Genomic DNA, 16,700 nt, shown 5'->3' on the forward strand with positions numbered 1-16,700 from the left:
GGCCGGTGACGGGCGGCGGTCCGGGACGCTTTCGGCATGCGAGCGAAGCGATGTGTGCGTGCGTGGACGCGGCTGATCCTGCTGCTGGTCGTGACGGTGACCGCCCTGCTGGCCCCACCGCCGCCCCTGTTCGCGGCCGGTGCCGCCCCACCCGTCCCGGAGGCCACCGTCCCGGCGGTGGGACGTGCGTGGCCCGTGGGGTTACGCCCCCGGATCCTGCGCGGCTGGGAACCCCCGGCGTCGGTCTACGGCCCCGGCCATCGCGGCGTGGACCTGGCGGCGCCCCCGGGCACGCCGGTGCGGGCGGTGGCGGCGGGCCGGGTGTCCTTCGCGGGCCGGGTGGCCGGAAAGGGAGTGATCTCGCTGGAGCTCACGGGCACGGGCGACCCGCCCCTGCGCACGACCTACCAGCCGGTGACGGCGACGGTGCAGGAAGACGAGGAGGTCGAACCGGGCGAGGTGATCGGCACGGTGGACGCGCCGGGCTCCCACTGCACGACTACGTGCGTGCACTGGGGCCTGCGGCGGGAGAGGACATACCTGAACCCGCTCGCGCTCCTGCCCCCATGGCTCCTGCACAGGGGGCCGTCGAGACTCCTGCCGGTCTATTGACCGAGCTGCGGGCAGCCGAGCCGCTCCGCCGGCACCGACGCGGCTCAGCCCCGCACACCCCGCAGAGCCATAGTCACCGCCGCGTCCGCGATGACGCCCGGCTCCTCCGCGGCCCCCAGCTCGATCCGCCGCACCGCCGAGTCCACGACGCCCTGCACCAGCATCGCCGCCAGCCGGGGCTGCTCATGCCCCATCTCACCCAGCGCCTCGACGATCAGCGCGACCAGCCCGCCGTGCGCCGCCCGGATCTTCTCCCGGGCCCCGGCGTCCAGCTCACTCGCCGAGATCGCGACCACGGCCCGGTGCCGCAGGTCCCCCACCAGCTCCAGCTGCCGCCGCACATACGCCTCGACCTTGGCCTCGGCCGTCCCCGCCCGCTCCATCGCAGCCGACACGTCCGCCGCCCAGACGGGAAAGTCGACCTCGCACAGCTCCTCGACCACGGCCGCCCGGGACCGGAAGTACTCGTAGACGGACGACCGCGCGAGCCCCGTCCGCTCGGCGAGGGCCGGGAAGGTCAGCGCCTCCGTACCGCCCTCGGACAACAAGGCGCGAGCCGCGTCCAGCAGGGCGGCTCGCTGCATCGACCGGTGCTCGGCCACGGAGGCCGCTCGAATCCTTGGCACGTCAACCACTGTACGGACGCGCCGGGCCCGACGGGAGTGGCTTCCGCCGTCTCGCCGCCGTACGGCCTGGTCAGCGGCCGAAGCTCGCCAGTTTCGCTCTCAGCTGGAGCACCGACTTGGTGTGGATCTGGCTGACCCGGCTCTCGGTCACGCCCAGCACGTTCCCGATCTCGGCCAGGGTGAGCCCCTCGTAGTAGTACAGCGTGACCACGGTCTTCTCCCGCTCGGGCAGCGTGTTGATCGCCCGCGCGAGGAACCTGCGGAGCTCCCGGTCCTCGGCGACCTCCACCGGGTTGTCGGCGGCGGTGTCCTCCAGCGTGTCCATGACGCTCAGGCCGTCGCCGCCCTCGGCCCCGCCGTGCAGCAGCTCCTCCAGGGCCACCACGTTGGCCAGCGACAACTGACTGAACACGGCGTGGAGTTCCTCCACCGCGATGCCCATCTCGGTGGCCACCTCGCCCTCGGTCGGTGTCCGCCGCAGCCGCGCCTCCAGCGTGGCGTACGCGCGCTCCACGTTGCGCGCCTTCTGCCGCACCGAACGGGGGATCCAGTCCAGGGCCCGCAGCTCGTCGATCATCGCGCCCCGAATCCGGGTGATCGCGTAGGTCTCGAACTTGATCTCGCGGTCGATGTCGAACTTCTCGATCGCGTCGATCAACCCGAACACCCCGGAGGAGACGAAGTCCGCCTGCTCGACGTTGGACGGCAGGCCCACGCTGACCCGGCCGGCGACGTACTTCACGAGTGGCGAGTAGTGCAGGATCAGCTGCTCCCGCAGCCGCTCGTCCCCCGTCGCCTTGTACGACCGCCACAGCTCGTCGAGCGTCGAGGGAGCGGGCGGCCGCACGCTGCCACCGTCACGGGCGGCTGGGGGGATCGCCGCCCGGTCGGACCCGGAGGTGTGCTGGGGCATTCGTCGCCTTGTGCCGTTCTGCTGCGGAGTGGTGCTGCTGGGGTGGGCTGTCTGTCTGATGTCGAGTTGCCTGTCCGTGTCGGGATCCTCGTGAGCGTAGCGTGACTGAGGTGTCGCGGTGCGCGAAGGGCGGAGGTCAACAAGGGCGCAGATACGTTCCTCAGGGCGTCCGACCAGGTCGGTGAGCTCGGTCGGTGTGATCACCGGAGAACCCCAACTGGGGGAATTTCCAAGGGATGTCGGGGTTCCCCCGGACGGCCGAACAGGCGCGGTCAGCAGGGCCCCGGACCGCCGCGGACCGACATCACCGCCTGGCGTGTCAACTTCCAGCCGTCGCCGTGTCGTTCGACGTAACCGAGTGCCCGCAGTTCGTACAGTCTCGCGACTGCGTCGTCCGGTGCGGTCTGTGCGCGGCGCGCGATCTCCTCGGGCCGGGCGGCCCGGCGGGAGGGCAGCGCGGCGAGCACCTGCCGGGTGGCCGGTGCCAGCAGGTCGCGGGGCAGGACGGGGCCGCGCCGGTCGGGGGCCAGCTGTCCGATGTCGCCGACCAGTTCGATCACGTCCGCGGCGTCGGTGACCAGGGCCGCCTCGCCGCGCAGCAGCTCGTGCACCCCTGCGGACAGTCCGCTGGTGGCCGGGCCGGGCACACCTGTTTCTCCGGACACCGCTTCTTCCTGGATCTCTCCCCCGGTCAAGACGCGCGGGTCCACGCGGCCCTCCACCCGGAACGGCGGCACGAGGTTAAGTTCAGGGATCGGCCGGTAGCCGGGCCCGTCCGTCGGCAAGGCGGCAAGGATGCTGTCCCACACCCCACAGTTTCGCCACGTCTTGTATCGGGAGTGGATGCCCTTCCACAGACCGAACCGCTCCGGCAGGTCCTCCCAGCGGCACCCGGTGCGCGCCTTGTAGAACATCGCATCGAGCATCACGCGACCGGGGCGCATCCGGTGGTTCGGCGGCTCCCACGCCTTCACGATCGGTTGGGCTGCGGCCCATTCCTCGTCGGTCAGCTCGGCGGGCACCTTGCGCCCGGCGGCCTTGAACCACTCCGCCATCGAGCACGACAGCCCGAGCTTGGGCTTCGGCACCGGCCCGGTGATGGTGACCTTCACGTCCAGGAGAGCCAGCACCTCGGCCTGGTGGGCAGGGTCCATGTCGGCCAGTCGGGTGCGCGCCATCGTGGCCAGCGCTTCCAGGTCGCGCGCACGCTGGGCGGTAGCCTCGGTCTCCTCCAGCCACGATGCGGCCTCGTCGCGCAGGTCGGCGAGCTGGCGTCGCTCCTCGGCCAGGGCAGCGGTGGCCGATGCGACCGCCGACGCGGGCAACCCTGCCTTGGCGTACTCGGTGACCATCGTCGTGATGGCCTTGTCCAGGTTCGCAATCTGGCGGTCGAAGTCTTCGATGCGGTCGGCGTGCTGCACCTGGTCGCCCTCGGCCATGCCGACCCACTCAGCCGCCATCGCCTTCAGGCGGTCCGGGTCGCCCAGCAGGTTGACCACCTCGCTCCAGACGGCCGACTCCATCGCGTCGGCGTCGACCATCTTGCAAGTGCAGGTCGGACCGCCCGGGTACTTCGAGGCGAGGCCGGAACAGCGGTACCAACGACCCTCACGGCTGGTGCGTGCCATGCCGACGTGATGCGAGTTGCAGCCGGTGTGCTCGTTGAACAGCCGCTTGGACAGCGGGTAAGGCTGCGGCTGCGGTTTGCCCTTGCCCTTGGAGGTCTGGCCGAGGGCTGCGGTGAGGGCGGCCACCTCGTCCGGCTTAAAGATCGGCGTCAGCTTGATGATGACGGTCTCGCCGTTGAGCGGTTTGCCGTCGCGCCCGAACTTCGCGCCGTGTCCGGCATGGGTGCGGTTGGGGTTCCGGAAGATCACGCGGGCATTGATGGTCGACTCGCTGAGGAGCTTGGCGCGCAGGTTCGAGTGCGACCAGGGGACGCCCGATCGGGTGAGGTGGCCCATCGCGTTCAGCCGGGCGGCCAGGTCGCGCGTGTTGGTGATGCCGTCCTCTACTACGAGCTTCCACGCCAGCCGCAGAATCTTGACCTCGGCCGCGCACTGGACGAGGTGTGACTTGCCCTTCTGACCCTGGCAGGCGATCTCGTAACCGTAGGGCGGAGTGCCGCCCGGCCACCCTCCATCCTCGGCCTTCTCCTGCAACCCGCCTTGGGTGCGCTTGCGGATGGTCTCCCATTCGGTCTCGGCGTAGTCGGCGTCCTGGCGCATCTTCTTGCGACCCTCGGCCGTGCTGTTGTCGTAGTCGTCCTCTACTACGCCGACGTAGATGCCGATGTCCTCCAGGGCCCAGACCCACCGCCAGAACGCCCGACCGGTCCGGCCGATGGCACGGCCCTCGCTCACGACGACGATGTCGAAGGGCTTCGGCTTGCGGTGCGCGTCGGCCATCAGCCGCTTCAGATCTTCGCGGTCGGCGGCCTCCAGGCTGCCGCTGATGCCCTCGTCGGTGTAGGTGCCGACGTGGTCCCAGTCCTTGCGCTTGATGTACCGGGTGATCTTCTTCAGGGCGGCCTGAACGCCGTACCCCTTGGCCTGCTCCTCGGTCGAGACACGGGCGTAGGCCACCGCCCGCAGCCTGGCCGTCTGGGTCACCCGCTCAACGACACCCATGGCGATGTCGAGGGCGTCTGTGTTTCGCTGGTACATAGCTGGGTTTTCGCTTTCTCTCAGCACTTCGGCCCGGTCGGGGGTGCCACCCCGACCGGGCTCGTTCGTCAGCGGGTGAAGTCGGCGGTGCAGTCCGCCCAGATGAAGTCGCCGGACGCCTCGTCGGCGGCGACCTCCTGCACGCGCAGCTCGTTGACCTTGGGGTCGGGCACGTCCCGCCGGGCCTTGTCGGCGAGCTTCTGGATCTCGTCGCGCTTGAAGGACTGGGCGGTGACCATGCGGCCTTGCAGGTTGCGGAACTGGATCTTGAACATCGGATCTCCTCAGGGGAGCCGGGCGGCCTGTGCCGACCGCCCGGCGGTGCGGGTCGGTCAGGCGGCCTGGAACTTGAGGGTCCGGCGCTCCTTGCCCTTCACCTCGTAGACGAAGTGGTCGCCGTCCATGTGGCCGGTGAAGGTCGCGCGGCCGACCTTGGCCGTGACCTTCTTCGGGGCCTTCGCCTTGGGGGCGGCCTTGCGGGCTGCACGCTCCTCGGCCTTGCGCGCCTTCTCGGCGGCCTTGGCCTCGGCGCGCTTCACGCCAGCGGTGACCATGTGGGCGAAGGCGTAGCGGGCGGCGTGCTTGTCGGCGCTGGCGCTGGTGGCCACCCCGCCCTCGTTGCGGCGGATGTCCAGGCCGAGGGCACCCCAGCGGATCAGCGCGGACTTGAGCTTGGCGTCGTGGCCAGGGGCGAACTGCCGCTTGGTCGTGGCCGTGCACCCCGTCGTGAAGACCTCGTAGTCGCCGCTGGCCACCTGCTCCTCGGTGAGGTCGGCGGGAAGGGCGTCGTACGCGGCGCATTCGCAGGGCTTCAGCTCGTCGGCGTCGGCCTGGGCGGTCTTCGCGGCGGTGGTGTTGGCGGCCATTTCGTGCTCCCTATTCCCCGAATTCCGGCTTTTCCGGAATTGCTGAGAAAATCAAATCATGGGATTTGCGTGCCGCACAATTTCTCAAATTTAGCCGAATCTAAAAAGCCGGGACTACCGCAATTTCAGGGTGGCCTGTTTCACTTTTCGGTAGGAATCCCGAACAGGAGGCTTTATCGTGTCGAGCATTCGGACTCACGAATTCACGCTCGCCCCGGGCGACTACAGCCACGGTGGGGTGCACAGCATCAAGGTGCCGCAGCCCGCTGGCCGCCCCTCGACGGTCGGCCGGGTGCTGGCTTTCCGGGTCTCGAACCCGACGGACGTGTCCGGCGCGTCCAGCGGCGAGCAGTCGGCCGGGCTGGCATACAAGGTCGGCTCCACCTGGGTGGAGGCGATGACCGTTCGCCCGGCCTCGGCCACTGACGGTCTGGCCTACAGCACGGGCAACCCGGGCGACGCCGAGCGCTCCGGCAACGAGGCCAGCGCGGTCTACGACGACGCCACCCCGCTCTACGTGCTGTTCAGCAACACGACGAACGTGCAGAACACGGGGGCGGTGGCCTTTCACCTGGTGGTGGAGGAGGTCTAAGCCCGGGTGGTGCGCAGAATGGGCGGGACCACACCCATTCGCGCACCACCAATAACGGGCCGTAGTCATAACGCCGCGTAATTGTGACTGGAACTGGAACACCCCCGGTACACCCCCCGTGCCTGGGCACGTACCCGGCGGGAGGGGGTATCTGCCACAGTTACAGTTCCAGTTACAATTACGAGCGGTTATTCGTGGCGGCTGACGTCGTTGACCTTGTCGCTCGGGACGTGCACGCCGGGCGGCAGGCCGAGGGCGGCCAGCTCATCCACCTCGGCCGGACGTGAACCGCCCCTGATCTGCCGGGCCTTGGTGGCGAAGTAGGCCACCTCCCCCGCCGTCCAGCGCACGACGCGGTAACCCACGTAGAGCCCTCCGCCGACGACCAGGCCACCGCCCATCGGGCCCAGCTCGTAAACGGCGTAGGCACCGCCGACGGCTGCGGAATTCACGCCGAGAACAGCCCAGGGAATCCAGCGGCGAGGACGCCGGACGACCGTGCCAGCGCCCATCGTCTCAACGCGCGGCCGACCGGCCTTGGTGAGTCCGGCGCGACGCTTTGCGGCTGTGTTGTGGGTGTAGTTCGCGCCGAAGCTGACGCGCTTTCCGGTGCGGGTGCGGAACTCGGGGCGGAACGCCTTGGCGGTGCTCATTGGTGGTCCCTTCCGGCCACCTGTCGCCCGTGCTTTTCTGGGGGGACCGGTGGCCTCAGACGGTGGAGGTCATTCGGTGGAGAGGGTGAACCCCGGAATTCGCTTGGCGGTGAGGTCCGGGGTTCATCTGTGCTCGGGCGTGCTGTCACGTCTCGTGTTGAGATCAATCACGGGAAGTAAGGCCGGCGAGAGGTCGAGCCTTGACCTCGCGCGGGGTGGATCTGGGCCGGATCCCGGCAAGATCCGCGCCCTGGGGTCTGGGGGTCGGTCCGGACCCGGCTTGCTGGATCGTCAAGGTCGGGCCGATCGGATCGGGACCCGGTCCGGACCTCAACGCCCGGATCCAGACCCGACGTTGCGTGGTCGGCAAGATCCGGGGGTCCGGCTGGCCGATCCGGCGGGGGTCCGAGCGGACCGAGGAGCGTCACCCGGAAGAGGCGGGCTGACGCCCGTTCCGCGCACCGCTCTGGCTGCGGCTCCCCGTCGCTCTCCCTGGATCTCTCGTGGGCTGGCCGGGGCTCCGGCCCGTCCCGGCGGCGAGAGGCCCGGGGACGGGCGCGGAGACCCCACGGCGGGCTCAGCCCCGGCCGCGCACCCGGCTGGCCGGGCGGCTCTCGTCCACCACCTCGGTCCGGCCGTCGGCGTAGGTCCGGATCGCCTGGCCGGTCAGCGGGTCGCGGTGCTCGCTGTAAGACTCGGCGGCCTGGAGGGCGTGCAGGTTCTCGCTCCCGATCCCGGCGGTCTTGCGGATCTGGTCGGCCTGCTCCTCGGTCATCGTGCCGTCCCCGGCCACCGGCTCGCCCCGGACCACCGCCGAGTCCAGCACGGTCCGGCCGTTCCGGTAGTGAAACTGTCCGGCCACCTGCCCGCCGTACATGCCCGCCCGGATCTCGTCCACGCTCGGGCCGTCCGGGGTCATCGGTCCCTGCACGACCTCGCCGAATTCACGATTCGTCATGTTGCTTCGCCTCCTGGCGCATTCGGTTGAAAATTTCGTTTCCTTCGGGGCTGTCCATCGGGACGCCGTACTTCGCTTCGAATCCGTCGCGCATAAGCCCCAATTGGAAGTGCATGTCAATCAGCGCGTCCTTGACCTCCTCCATCGCCTCTTCGCTGGTGATTTCGGGGGTCATGCGCTGGACGGCTTGGGTGAGGTCCGAAATGGCCTTGCTGGCGAACGCGTAATCGCGGTGGGTGCGAGCGGTGCGCAGCAGCATTCGAGCCACGGCCACGTCCTCTTGCAGACCCTCGGCAATTCCGGCCTGGGCCACCTTCAGGTCGTGAATTCGAGCCTTTAGGGGACGTTCCATCCGGGTCCGGTCGAAGGTGATGCCGTTCGCCTTGGCGATGCGAGAAACGGTGGCGGTCGAGATACCCGTTCGGCGAGCGATCTCGTTACGCGCCATGCCTTGCTGTGCCAGCACGACGACCATTTCCGCGCGAGGTTGTACCGGTACTTCTCCGGCCGGTCTCGCAACCTCGTTGCCGATGCCTTCCGGCTCCTCGCCCTCAAATTTAGGCACCTTCACCCCCCAGGCTCAGCCCCGGATCTCCCGGCTCCCAGTTGGCCACCCAGTCGGCGATCTTCTTGAGGTCTGCCAGCGCTTCCGGCGTCGTGCACCGGTCGACCATCTCGACCAGCTCGCGCATGTAGGCCACCTTGTGCGCGTCCAGCTCCCTTCCCTTGACCAGAATCGCGTCTTCACCCGGCTGGCTGAGAGTCATCGAATTGGAACCGCGTTCGTCCACCCACCAAGCCGAAACCGGGGTCACCTTCTGCTCACCGTTGAGCTGGCCGACCAGCCACGTTCCCGGCTCTGCTGGCATTCGCATTACGATTCATCCTCCGGAAATGCCTTGGCCACCAGCACGTGCACCGGCCACCATCGCTTCTGACCCTGCGAGTCGACCACTCGGACCTGAGGGAACCCACTGAATTTGTCCGGCCTCGGCTTGAGCGTCTTCCCCTGGGCCGCGTTGCTGTTGCTCCGCACTTCTCCAAAGTTCGACACCCGGTAGATCGCCCTGAAGCCCGGAATCTTGCGCCACTCCTCCGTGATGACCGGCTGGCTCATTCGGTCACCTCCTCCAATTCACATCCGAGCGCCCTCAGCAGAAGCACCATGTTCACGCCGTTGGGCGCGTACCGGTCGTTTTCCCAATAGCTGATGTAGACGTTCTCAACGCCCACCCGCCGGGCCACCTGCGCTTGCGTCATTCCTCGGGCCTGCCGAGTTGCACGCAGCTTCTGACCTGAGAACACCGGGCTCGTCTTCGCCCTGTCCATACCCCAATTAAAGCCCCCACATTTGGGCCTCTGTAATACCCATCGAGCATTGCTTTCAACGCAAGATAGACAGCTGGTCGTCCGGGGTGTTTTCTGGAGGTGGTAACAGGGCTTCCATTCCTTGTTTCCGCCCTTGAGGGAGGGAAAGCGACCCCCGGCCATCACTTGGTCGGGGGTCACTGCATGTTGGCGGCAAGGTGACCGCCGGCCTTACTTCCCGTGATTGGCGATCACGGCTCGTCATTGCAGACCAGTGCTGGCGCTCCCCCGGGCCACCTGCCGCCGCGCCCTGGTGTCGTCCGGGCCTCCGGCGGTATCTCCCGTGGCCTCTGGGCCCGTCCCGGGGCCCTCGTGCCGCCCGGCCGCTCTCGTGCCCTCCGGAGTACCGTCCCGGGCCTCAGCCCTCTTGACCCGCCAAGGCGGTGCGCTTGCCACCCGTGCCACCCCTGCCATATGGCATGCAGCCACGTGCTTCTCCCGATGTGCGTATGCGCTAGCACCCCTAAGAAACCGGCTTGTTGCACGAGATATGGCAGATATGGCACGGGTGGCACAGCCCCCCTCTGGCCTGCGGTCCTTTCCTGGCGCGCAAGTCCTCGTCATATGGCACGTCATATGGCACGAGATATGGCACGCGGGGTGTCTCATATGGCACGGCGTCGCCGACGCAGAAAACGGGGGCGGGGGTGGCCAGGTGGCACATATGGCACGGCCCCCGCCCTGTGTCGACGGGGGCCGTGCCTCGGGGTCAGTGTCCGGCGGCCTTGATGCCGGTGAAGTACCAGTTCTTGTCGTTCTTGACCCGAGACCGGTAGCTATTGATCTTCGGGTTGTACGCCTTGAGGTTCTTGGCGAATGTCGATTCGGTGCCGGGTGCGAAGTTTCGCTGTTCGCACCACGTCTTCCAGATCTGGAACAGGTGATTCTTGACGATCTTGTGCTGAGGATCGACCTCGCACAGTTGCTCCACGAACGCCTTGACCTTGGCCGTCGCGTCCTCGAAATCCTCGCGGGTACCGGCCGACGCGGTCGGCTCGATGAAGTGACCGCGCTTCGTCAGCCGGTCAAGGCCATCGAGCGACCACCGGAGGATGGCCGGGATCTCCTTGAGAAGGCGGTCCCTCAGGCGAGGGTCTTCCTTACCGAGGAACGAATTCGTCATAACCAGAATGACGAACCGACCCGCGAACGCGCCCGACGCATCGGCGAATGACGGCAGCTCATTCGACATCAACATTACCCGCGCCGGAATCCGGCCGGTCCATGCCTCACGGTTCTTGCGGTCCACGGTCAGCACGCCTCGGCCAATGACCGACAGCAGACGCTCAAGGATGATGTCGCGATCCCGACTGGGAGACCGGGCGTCATCAATGACTGCCACTGACTTGTTGATCAGCGACTGAAGTCCGAAGTTCTGGGACAGGCTCGACAGGGTCGGACCGGCCATGTTCTGGTGACCCACCAGCGCTTCGAGAACGGCGGCTATCGTGCCCTTACCGGCCCTGGGCGGTCCGATCAGCATCAATGCCTTCTCAAGGTAGTTCTGACCCGAGAGCACGTAACCGAACCACTCTTGGAGCACCTCCACCGGCTCCTCGTCGTCCGGCCAAACAGAAGCCAGGAACTTCAGCCACTCGACAGGAATCTCGTCGGTCTCCTCGTAGTCGTACGGGAGTGATGTGGAGTTGAAGTAGGCAGGGGTGGCCGGAGCCATTTTCCGAGTGCCGATGTCGAGAAGGCCATTCTCGAAGGCCACCACCCGCCTAGCCTCGCGGCCGTCCAACCAATCACCAGACTCGATGTCCTGACTCAGGACGCCGATGTTCTTGATGGCGTTGGCGACGTCGTTCACCTTGGCGGTGTTCGGGTCCCATCTGAACATCTTGGGCTTGCCGTTATCGTCCGTGCCCTCCTGGAATACCGCTGTCTCAAGGCGATTCTGGATGTCGGCGGTAACGCTCTGGTTCTCGATCTCGCGCCAGTGAGCCCCGGTCCACTTGACCCATGAACCGCGCCAGCGTCGCAGGGTGGGGTGACCGTCGATGGTCCACAGGTCGTTGATCAGCCGCCGGGCCACCGGGACCGGGCTGGACGGGTTGGGCATCTCGTTCTTCTCCTGCTCCGATCGCCAGACGGACTCGATGGTCTTCTCGAACTCGTGCTGCTCGATCGGGTCCGCGCTGGCCTGGTTGATGTTGTGGAGAACCGCGCGGTACACGTCTTCGACGTAGAACGCCTTGGCCATGGTCCCGGCGACGCGCGTGAGCCAGTTGTTTCCACGGCCCCCAGTCACCGGGTCCAACATGAGGTCTTCGACGACCTTGCTGCCGCTGCTGCCCTGGGCCCTGCCGTCCCTCTGCTTCTTGGGCTGGTTCTCCTTGCGGAGGCATTCCGGCGCGTCCTGAAGCTCGCCCTCGCGCCATTCGTAGACGTGCCCCGCCGCATGGACGCTCGGCGGCATCACGACGCCCCCGCCGTCGCCTCGGAAGTCGAACCCGATCTCCTCGTCGGAGTGGCACAGCCAAGGCCGGTCGTCGTCGTGGCGGATGCGGAAGTGGAGGTGGTGGCCTCGGCGGGACGTGACCTTGAGGGCCCGGTTGAACACTGCTTCGCCGAGCCGGTCGCGCCAGTACTCGGCGGCCTGCGGGCTGTCCAGGTCGAGGACCACCCGCTTGGAGCACTGACCGGTTGCGAGCCACAGCCCGTAGGCGCCCGTGCTGAAGATGTCCCAGAGGGCCGGGAAGGTCGGCCGACCGGGCTTCACCCAGTCTTCGACCCACTTGATACTGAAGTCCGTGCCGGGGTTCTTCCCTCCTCGCTTGAGAGGGAAGACGGTCAGACCCTGAGCCGCGTAGTCGGCCCACAGTTCGCGCAGGTTGGCGGGCATCTTGGAGGCCACTTGCGGGGTGGGGAAATCCCGTGTTTCGATCGTGGTGTTGGTCATTGCAGATCCTCTCTGGACCCCCGGTTGGTTGGTCGCCGTCGCCGGGGGTCGATCTGTTTTCGGGGGTGGGTTACTTCGGCTGCTGCTTGCCGAAGAGGAGACGGAGGAGCCGCTTACGCTCGGACTCCGTCATGGGGCGCGCGTCCTTGAGGTCCATCACGCAGCCGCCTTGATGAAGGCCGTCACCGGAGCGCCGAGGACATCGGCGATGGTGGCCAGCGCTTCCAGGGAAGGGGCGCACCGACCGGTCTCGTACTGGCTGACCGTGGTGAAGTCGCGGCCGATGTCGGCGGCGAGCTTCCGCTGAGTGACGCCACGCTCGCGCCGGATCTGGCGCAGCGCGTCAGGGCTGAATGTGCGTGCAGGCATGGCAAATCCCGTCAGAGATGTGGACTGGGGTTGCCGAACACGGCGGGGAACTTGGGGCCACACCGCCGAAGCGGGGCCCTGACCGGGGGCTGTGCCGCCCGGCTACACCCAGTGGAGCACGGGGGTCGAGCCCTGCACAATTTGCGCTTGACGCAAGTAGCTGAGGGGTCGTCGACCCTCTCCGCGGCTGTCACGAGACGTGATCGCCAAGCACGGGAGGTTATGGCCGGCTAATCCGGAGGCCGCTGACCCGACGCCGGGCCGCCGGGCGGCCAGCGCGCGGCACCGGGCATGTATCGTCCCGGCCTTCCGTGGGGTCTCCGGCGGCCTGGAGCCCCCGCCCGGGGCGTCCGGCCGTCCCCGCCAGCACGAAGCCCCGGAGGGTACCGTCCTGGGGCTCGCACCCGGCATGCCATCAACCCGCTTGCTATCGGGTAGAGTTGCTGTCTCCCGCTAACGAGATATGAAGCCGTGGGCCTGAGTCCGACGTCTCAGGTAGGGCGTGGGGTTGCCCCAGTCCGTCCACGTCCTTTAGCTACTGAAGTAGGTGTTGCAGGGTCACCGCAAGCGGTCCTGACCCGTCCGACTTCTGAGTCCTGTACGTCGGCATGGCCTCAGCTTGATCACACGTATGTACGTGGTGGTCGGGCTGAGGTCTGCGCGCCATAGGTCCGATCACCGGGAAGGTAATCGGACCGTTGAACCTCTCTCTCGGCGTCAAGGTGCTCGTGGTCATCATCTGCGCCTTGGTCTCCGTCATCATCGGCATGGTGGCGGGTCTCCTCAATCACGACCCGGGAACACCCAAGCGCAAGTCGGTGATCTTCGGCGGCGGCGTATTCGGGGGTTCGCTGACGCTGGCCGTGGTGGTGCTGTCAGCGCTCGGCGTGCTCTGAACGCGTGGGAGCCCCGGAGATCGGCTCTCCGGGGCTTCGCCAGATTCACCCTCATGACGCCTCGTCCGTGCATACGCTCATGCTGTGACGATCACACCGGTAACCCTCGCCCTGATCAGCACCGGTGCCGGGTTACTCGGTGCCGTCATCGGGGCGGTTGCCACCCTGGCGTCGGCCAGCCTCACCCAGCGCGCGACCCGCGACCGCGAGACCGAGTTCAAGGTCTGGGAGCGCAGGGCCGACGCGATCGAGGAGGCGCACCGGAAGATGCTCGCCCTTGGCGATACGCGCGACACCGCCTGGTCCCGACGGCGGGTGCCCAGCGGCTTCAGCCCGGAAAGTCTCGACCCAGGCCACCAGGACGACCAGTTCCGATTGGTCGTCACCAAGCTGATGCTGTACACGACGCCGGAGCTGGTGCAGGCGTACAGCGAGTCGAATAAGGCGTTCTGGAACTCGCTGCGCCATGTCATGCGGTTGGAGCTTGCACTTGCAGATTCCGGCCCGGAGAGCGACAGGCCGAGGAGGCGGCGGAACATCAACGCTGCGGTCGAGGTCGCCACTCAGGCGATCGAGGAGTCGAAGGCCGCCGACGAACGCCTTGCGGCTGCGCTCCGTGAGGCGGCCACGCTCGCGGCCACCCGCCGCCGTCGACGTGAGCCGGCCCGCTGACCCGACGTACCGTCAGACGACCCAACTCAGTCAGAGTGAGGCATCGTTGCTTTGACACGCCGCCTACGACCATGCGTTAGAATTGGGGCACGAACGAGGCCGCAACGGCCTCAGATCTGCCGGAACCAGCGCAACGCCGGTTCCAACAGCTAACGCACTCGTAGGCTTGCGGGGCTACTCAACCGGCCCGACACACGCCAAGTCGCAACCGAGAAGACGTTGGCGATGCTCCACCTGTTACAACAGGCTGACTCCGTCAGTCTGCCCGAGAACATTTGCGTGTCCGTGTGTCAGCGCAGGTGTCTCGGTCCGAACCGTAGGGTTCGGATCGAGGCTGCCTGCGCGCAGACCCATCGATCCGGCCCATGACAGGGAAGGTAAGGATCGGTGGACGGCACCGCCATCATCATCATTCTCGCCATCGCTGGCGTGGCCTCTGTGCTGCTCTTTGCGATCAAGGGCATTCTTGATCAGCTCCCCGACGTCTTCGAGTCGTTCCGCCGTGCGCGCGACGCGTGGAAGCGCCTCAAGGAGAAGCAGGACGAGGCGACCAAGCCCGACGACACCAAGGAGCAGCACCCGGTGACGGTCCCGGCGGACGACGAGGAGCCGCCCGCCGCCGCATAGGTCGTCGCGGCCCGGGACGGTATCTCCGGGCGCACAGAGAGCCGCCCCCCGGCGTCCGGCCGTGGGGGCGGCTCTCGTGGTCTTCCGTGCCCCGTTCCGGGGCGCGGGGTGTCTAACCCTGCTGACGTTCGGCCGGATGCACCGGCCACGTACCCAGGCCAAGCTCGACGCGCACGTGCCCGGTGGTCTTCAGGTGAGTGATCGCCTTCTGGATCGTGGACACCGCGACGCCGTACCGCGTCGACAGCTCGACCAGGCCCGGAAGCCGCTCGCCAGCCCACTCCCCCGCGTCGATCCGGCGTGCCAGATCTTCGCCGATCTGCTTCCAGATCGGGCGGCTGCGGTCCAGTTCAAGATCACCCATGCCGCGAACATACGAACACTGACTACGGTGCGCTACCGCGAGTACCAGTGCACGCGATATCGTGAACACGCGATATCGCGATAAGTCCTGGTCAACGCGATGAGAGGGTCACTATGGCGGGGTTAAGTATCCGGGTGTACCGGTACGACGCCACCACTAAGAAGCTGCGCGAGATCAGAGCACGCGAGTGGTCGGTCGACAAGATGCCGAACCAACCGCTGATCGACGACCGGTGGCCTCTATGCCAGTGCTGGAAGTGTAAGGGCGAGGGCACGCCGGGCGAACTGCGGCGCCGCTAAGGCGTCAGGTCGGACCAACCCAGGGCAGCGGCGGCCGTGGCCGCATCGGCGATGACCACTGCGCGCCCGTTGACTTGACGTACGAGGTGGCCACCGGCCTGGGCTTGGACCAGCAGCGACCGCAGTTTGGCGTCATGGCCTGGGGCGAACTTGCTTTGGGTCGTGGCGGTGCATTCGGTTGTGGTCGCCTGCCACACCGCCTCTCCGGTCGAGCCCTCGTGAACGAGCACTTCGAACGAGTAACGGGCGCAGGTACAAGGCTGGTTGGGGTTCTGTGTCGTCATGGCGAGGATCATAAGGCCGGAATGCGCCGGTCTGTACAGCAATCCCCGGAATGGCCAGATCGGGCCGTGGGGCCCGTCGTGGGGTCTCCGTGGCTCTCCCTGGACACAGAAGACCGCCCCGGGTGCTCGGTGCCCGGGGCGGTCTTCTGTGCAGCGGGAGGGCCGTCCGTGGGCTCAGGCGGCGGTGGCCACCCGGAACCGGATCGGAGCCAGAGCGGCACCCCCGGGAAGAGGTGTGGGTACGCCCATGGTGTACCGGCCGAGGCGCTGGGCCGCCCGTGCCGTGACCAGGGAGCCGCTGCGGTGGGCGGCCTCGACGATCACGGTGCCGCGGGTGAGTGCCGCGATCACCCGGTTGCGCAGGATGAACCGGCTCGGTGTCGGGTGATCGCCGGGCGGCAACTCTCCGACGACCAGTCCCTGTTCGGCGATTCTGCTGATCAGCTGGGTGTGTCCGCGCGGGTAGGGGCGATCGACGCCGCAGGCGAGGACGGCGACGGTGGCGCCGCCCGCGCCGAGGGCGCCGCGGTGGGCGGCGCCGTCGACCCCGTAGGCGCCGCCGGAGACCACGACCCAGCCCTGCTCGGCGAGGCCGACGGCGAGGGTGGCCGCTATGTGCGCCCCGTACTCGGTGCAGGCGCGGGCGCCGACGACCGCCACCGACCTCAGCGCCCACATCCGCAGACTGGCCCGCCCACGCACCCACAGCCCCAGCGGCCGGGCATCCCCGAGATCGTCGAGCTGCCCCGGCCACTCCGCGTCCCCGGGGGCGACGAACCGCACCCCGGCCTCCCGTGCGACGGCGAGGTCCGCACGCGGCCGGGCCACCTCGGCCCTGGCCAGCAGCCCCTTCCACCGCTTCCCACTCACGCCGGTCAGGGGCCGCCCGCCCTCCGTGAGCCGCCGGGCCACCTCCCGCGCCCCGGACTCCCGCACCCACCGCCCGGCGATCTCGTCACCGGGTTCGATGACGCGGGTGAGGAAGACCCGGGCGAGCAGCTCGTCGTCCGGTTCGCCGGCGACGCTCACG

At 67.7% G+C, this 16,700-nt stretch carries 20 protein-coding genes and 3 pseudogenes; 6 read left to right on the forward strand and 17 right to left on the reverse strand.

Annotated elements, in window-relative coordinates; genetic code table 11:
* The first annotated feature begins 36 nt into the window (after positions 1 to 36).
* Positions 37 to 612, forward strand: a complete 576-nt coding sequence (locus tag ABZ192_RS20385; protein ID WP_356925853.1) for a M23 family metallopeptidase — start codon at positions 37 to 39, stop codon at positions 610 to 612.
* A 44-nt stretch (positions 613 to 656) separates the two neighbouring features.
* Here ABZ192_RS20385 and ABZ192_RS20390 read toward each other — a convergent pair whose 3' ends face one another.
* The 6 genes and pseudogenes from ABZ192_RS20390 to ABZ192_RS20415 all read right to left on the reverse strand — a co-directional run bounded on the left by ABZ192_RS20390 (position 657) and on the right by ABZ192_RS20415 (position 5,683).
* The gene (locus ABZ192_RS20390; protein WP_356925925.1) at positions 657 to 1,214 is read right to left on the reverse strand and encodes a TetR family transcriptional regulator; all 558 of its coding nucleotides are present in this window, start codon (positions 1,212 to 1,214) and stop codon (positions 657 to 659) included.
* Between the two features lie 94 nt (positions 1,215 to 1,308).
* Positions 1,309 to 2,151 carry an RNA polymerase sigma factor WhiG gene (gene whiG, locus ABZ192_RS20395; RefSeq protein ID WP_356925854.1) on the reverse strand — a complete coding sequence of 281 codons (843 nt, stop codon included), beginning with the start codon at positions 2,149 to 2,151 and terminating at the stop codon, positions 1,309 to 1,311.
* A 272-nt stretch (positions 2,152 to 2,423) separates the two neighbouring features.
* Positions 2,424 to 2,801, reverse strand: a pseudogene (locus ABZ192_RS20400) (DNA-protecting protein DprA); the annotation flags it as partial.
* 156 nt (positions 2,802 to 2,957) lie between these two features.
* Positions 2,958 to 4,817 (reverse strand): annotated as a pseudogene (locus ABZ192_RS20405) (recombinase family protein); the annotation flags it as partial.
* A 68-nt stretch (positions 4,818 to 4,885) separates the two neighbouring features.
* Positions 4,886 to 5,092 carry a hypothetical protein gene (locus ABZ192_RS20410; protein WP_356925855.1) on the reverse strand — a complete coding sequence of 69 codons (207 nt, stop codon included), beginning with the start codon at positions 5,090 to 5,092 and terminating at the stop codon, positions 4,886 to 4,888.
* Between the two features lie 57 nt (positions 5,093 to 5,149).
* Positions 5,150 to 5,683 carry a hypothetical protein gene (locus ABZ192_RS20415; RefSeq protein WP_356925856.1) on the reverse strand — a complete coding sequence of 178 codons (534 nt, stop codon included), beginning with the start codon at positions 5,681 to 5,683 and terminating at the stop codon, positions 5,150 to 5,152.
* Between the two features lie 178 nt (positions 5,684 to 5,861).
* Here ABZ192_RS20415 and ABZ192_RS20420 point away from each other — a divergent pair, with 178 nt between their 5' ends.
* Positions 5,862 to 6,275 (forward strand): hypothetical protein, encoded by a 414-nt coding sequence (locus ABZ192_RS20420; protein ID WP_356925857.1) that lies wholly within the window; start codon positions 5,862 to 5,864, stop codon positions 6,273 to 6,275.
* Positions 6,276 to 6,463: 188 nt separating this feature from the next.
* Here the strand turns inward: ABZ192_RS20420 and ABZ192_RS20425 are convergent, their stop codons facing one another.
* From ABZ192_RS20425 to ABZ192_RS20460, 8 genes are all read right to left on the reverse strand, one after another.
* Positions 6,464 to 6,928 (reverse strand): hypothetical protein, encoded by a 465-nt coding sequence (locus tag ABZ192_RS20425; protein ID WP_356925858.1) that lies wholly within the window; start codon positions 6,926 to 6,928, stop codon positions 6,464 to 6,466.
* A gap of 577 nt (positions 6,929 to 7,505) precedes the next feature.
* Positions 7,506 to 7,886, reverse strand: coding sequence for a hypothetical protein (locus tag ABZ192_RS20430; protein ID WP_356925859.1), 381 nt, complete (start codon positions 7,884 to 7,886; stop codon positions 7,506 to 7,508).
* Positions 7,873 to 8,457: a hypothetical protein gene (locus tag ABZ192_RS20435; protein WP_356925860.1), complete on the reverse strand. Its 585-nt coding sequence runs from the start codon at positions 8,455 to 8,457 to the stop codon at positions 7,873 to 7,875. The genes ABZ192_RS20430 and ABZ192_RS20435 overlap by 14 nt, the downstream gene beginning before the upstream one ends.
* The gene (locus ABZ192_RS20440) at positions 8,444 to 8,755 is read right to left on the reverse strand and encodes a hypothetical protein (protein WP_356925861.1); all 312 of its coding nucleotides are present in this window, start codon (positions 8,753 to 8,755) and stop codon (positions 8,444 to 8,446) included. The genes ABZ192_RS20435 and ABZ192_RS20440 overlap by 14 nt, the downstream gene beginning before the upstream one ends.
* A gap of 5 nt (positions 8,756 to 8,760) precedes the next feature.
* On the reverse strand, positions 8,761 to 9,003 hold the full coding sequence (locus tag ABZ192_RS20445; protein ID WP_356925862.1) for an NUMOD4 domain-containing protein: 243 nt from the start codon (positions 9,001 to 9,003) through the stop codon (positions 8,761 to 8,763).
* Complete coding sequence (locus ABZ192_RS20450) at positions 9,000 to 9,215, reverse strand: helix-turn-helix transcriptional regulator (protein WP_356925863.1); 216 nt, start codon at positions 9,213 to 9,215, stop codon at positions 9,000 to 9,002. The genes ABZ192_RS20445 and ABZ192_RS20450 overlap by 4 nt, the downstream gene beginning before the upstream one ends.
* A 748-nt stretch (positions 9,216 to 9,963) precedes the next feature.
* A complete protein-coding gene (locus ABZ192_RS20455) occupies positions 9,964 to 12,159 on the reverse strand; it encodes a phage/plasmid primase, P4 family (RefSeq protein ID WP_356925864.1) in 2,196 nt (731 codons plus the stop codon).
* Positions 12,160 to 12,315: 156 nt separating this feature from the next.
* A complete protein-coding gene (locus ABZ192_RS20460; RefSeq protein ID WP_356925865.1) occupies positions 12,316 to 12,528 on the reverse strand; it encodes a helix-turn-helix transcriptional regulator in 213 nt (70 codons plus the stop codon).
* Between the two features lie 698 nt (positions 12,529 to 13,226).
* Between ABZ192_RS20460 and ABZ192_RS20465 the strand changes: the two genes are divergently transcribed.
* The 3 genes from ABZ192_RS20465 to ABZ192_RS20475 all read left to right on the forward strand — a co-directional run bounded on the left by ABZ192_RS20465 (position 13,227) and on the right by ABZ192_RS20475 (position 14,723).
* A complete protein-coding gene (locus tag ABZ192_RS20465; RefSeq protein ID WP_356925866.1) occupies positions 13,227 to 13,424 on the forward strand; it encodes a hypothetical protein in 198 nt (65 codons plus the stop codon).
* An 84-nt stretch (positions 13,425 to 13,508) separates the two neighbouring features.
* Complete coding sequence (locus ABZ192_RS20470; RefSeq protein ID WP_356925867.1) at positions 13,509 to 14,096, forward strand: hypothetical protein; 588 nt, start codon at positions 13,509 to 13,511, stop codon at positions 14,094 to 14,096.
* Between the two features lie 387 nt (positions 14,097 to 14,483).
* The gene (locus ABZ192_RS20475) at positions 14,484 to 14,723 is read left to right on the forward strand and encodes a hypothetical protein (protein WP_356925868.1); all 240 of its coding nucleotides are present in this window, start codon (positions 14,484 to 14,486) and stop codon (positions 14,721 to 14,723) included.
* 112 nt (positions 14,724 to 14,835) lie between these two features.
* Here ABZ192_RS20475 and ABZ192_RS20480 read toward each other — a convergent pair whose 3' ends face one another.
* The gene (locus ABZ192_RS20480) at positions 14,836 to 15,087 is read right to left on the reverse strand and encodes a GntR family transcriptional regulator (RefSeq protein WP_356925869.1); all 252 of its coding nucleotides are present in this window, start codon (positions 15,085 to 15,087) and stop codon (positions 14,836 to 14,838) included.
* A 113-nt stretch (positions 15,088 to 15,200) separates the two neighbouring features.
* On the opposite strand from ABZ192_RS20480, the gene ABZ192_RS20485 reads away from it, so the two are divergent.
* Positions 15,201 to 15,386: a hypothetical protein gene (locus ABZ192_RS20485; RefSeq protein WP_356925870.1), complete on the forward strand. Its 186-nt coding sequence runs from the start codon at positions 15,201 to 15,203 to the stop codon at positions 15,384 to 15,386.
* Here ABZ192_RS20485 and ABZ192_RS20490 read toward each other — a convergent pair.
* Positions 15,383 to 15,670, reverse strand: a complete 288-nt coding sequence (locus ABZ192_RS20490; protein ID WP_356925871.1) for a hypothetical protein — start codon at positions 15,668 to 15,670, stop codon at positions 15,383 to 15,385. The genes ABZ192_RS20485 and ABZ192_RS20490 overlap by 4 nt on opposite strands.
* Positions 15,671 to 15,907: 237 nt before the next feature.
* A pseudogene (gene dprA, locus ABZ192_RS20495) lies at positions 15,908 to 16,699 on the reverse strand (DNA-processing protein DprA); the annotation flags it as partial.
* Between the last annotated feature and the right edge of the window lies 1 nt (position 16,700).

Source organism: Streptomyces sp. NPDC006235 (assembly GCF_040613735.1).
Taxonomy (GTDB): domain Bacteria; phylum Actinomycetota; class Actinomycetes; order Streptomycetales; family Streptomycetaceae; genus Streptomyces.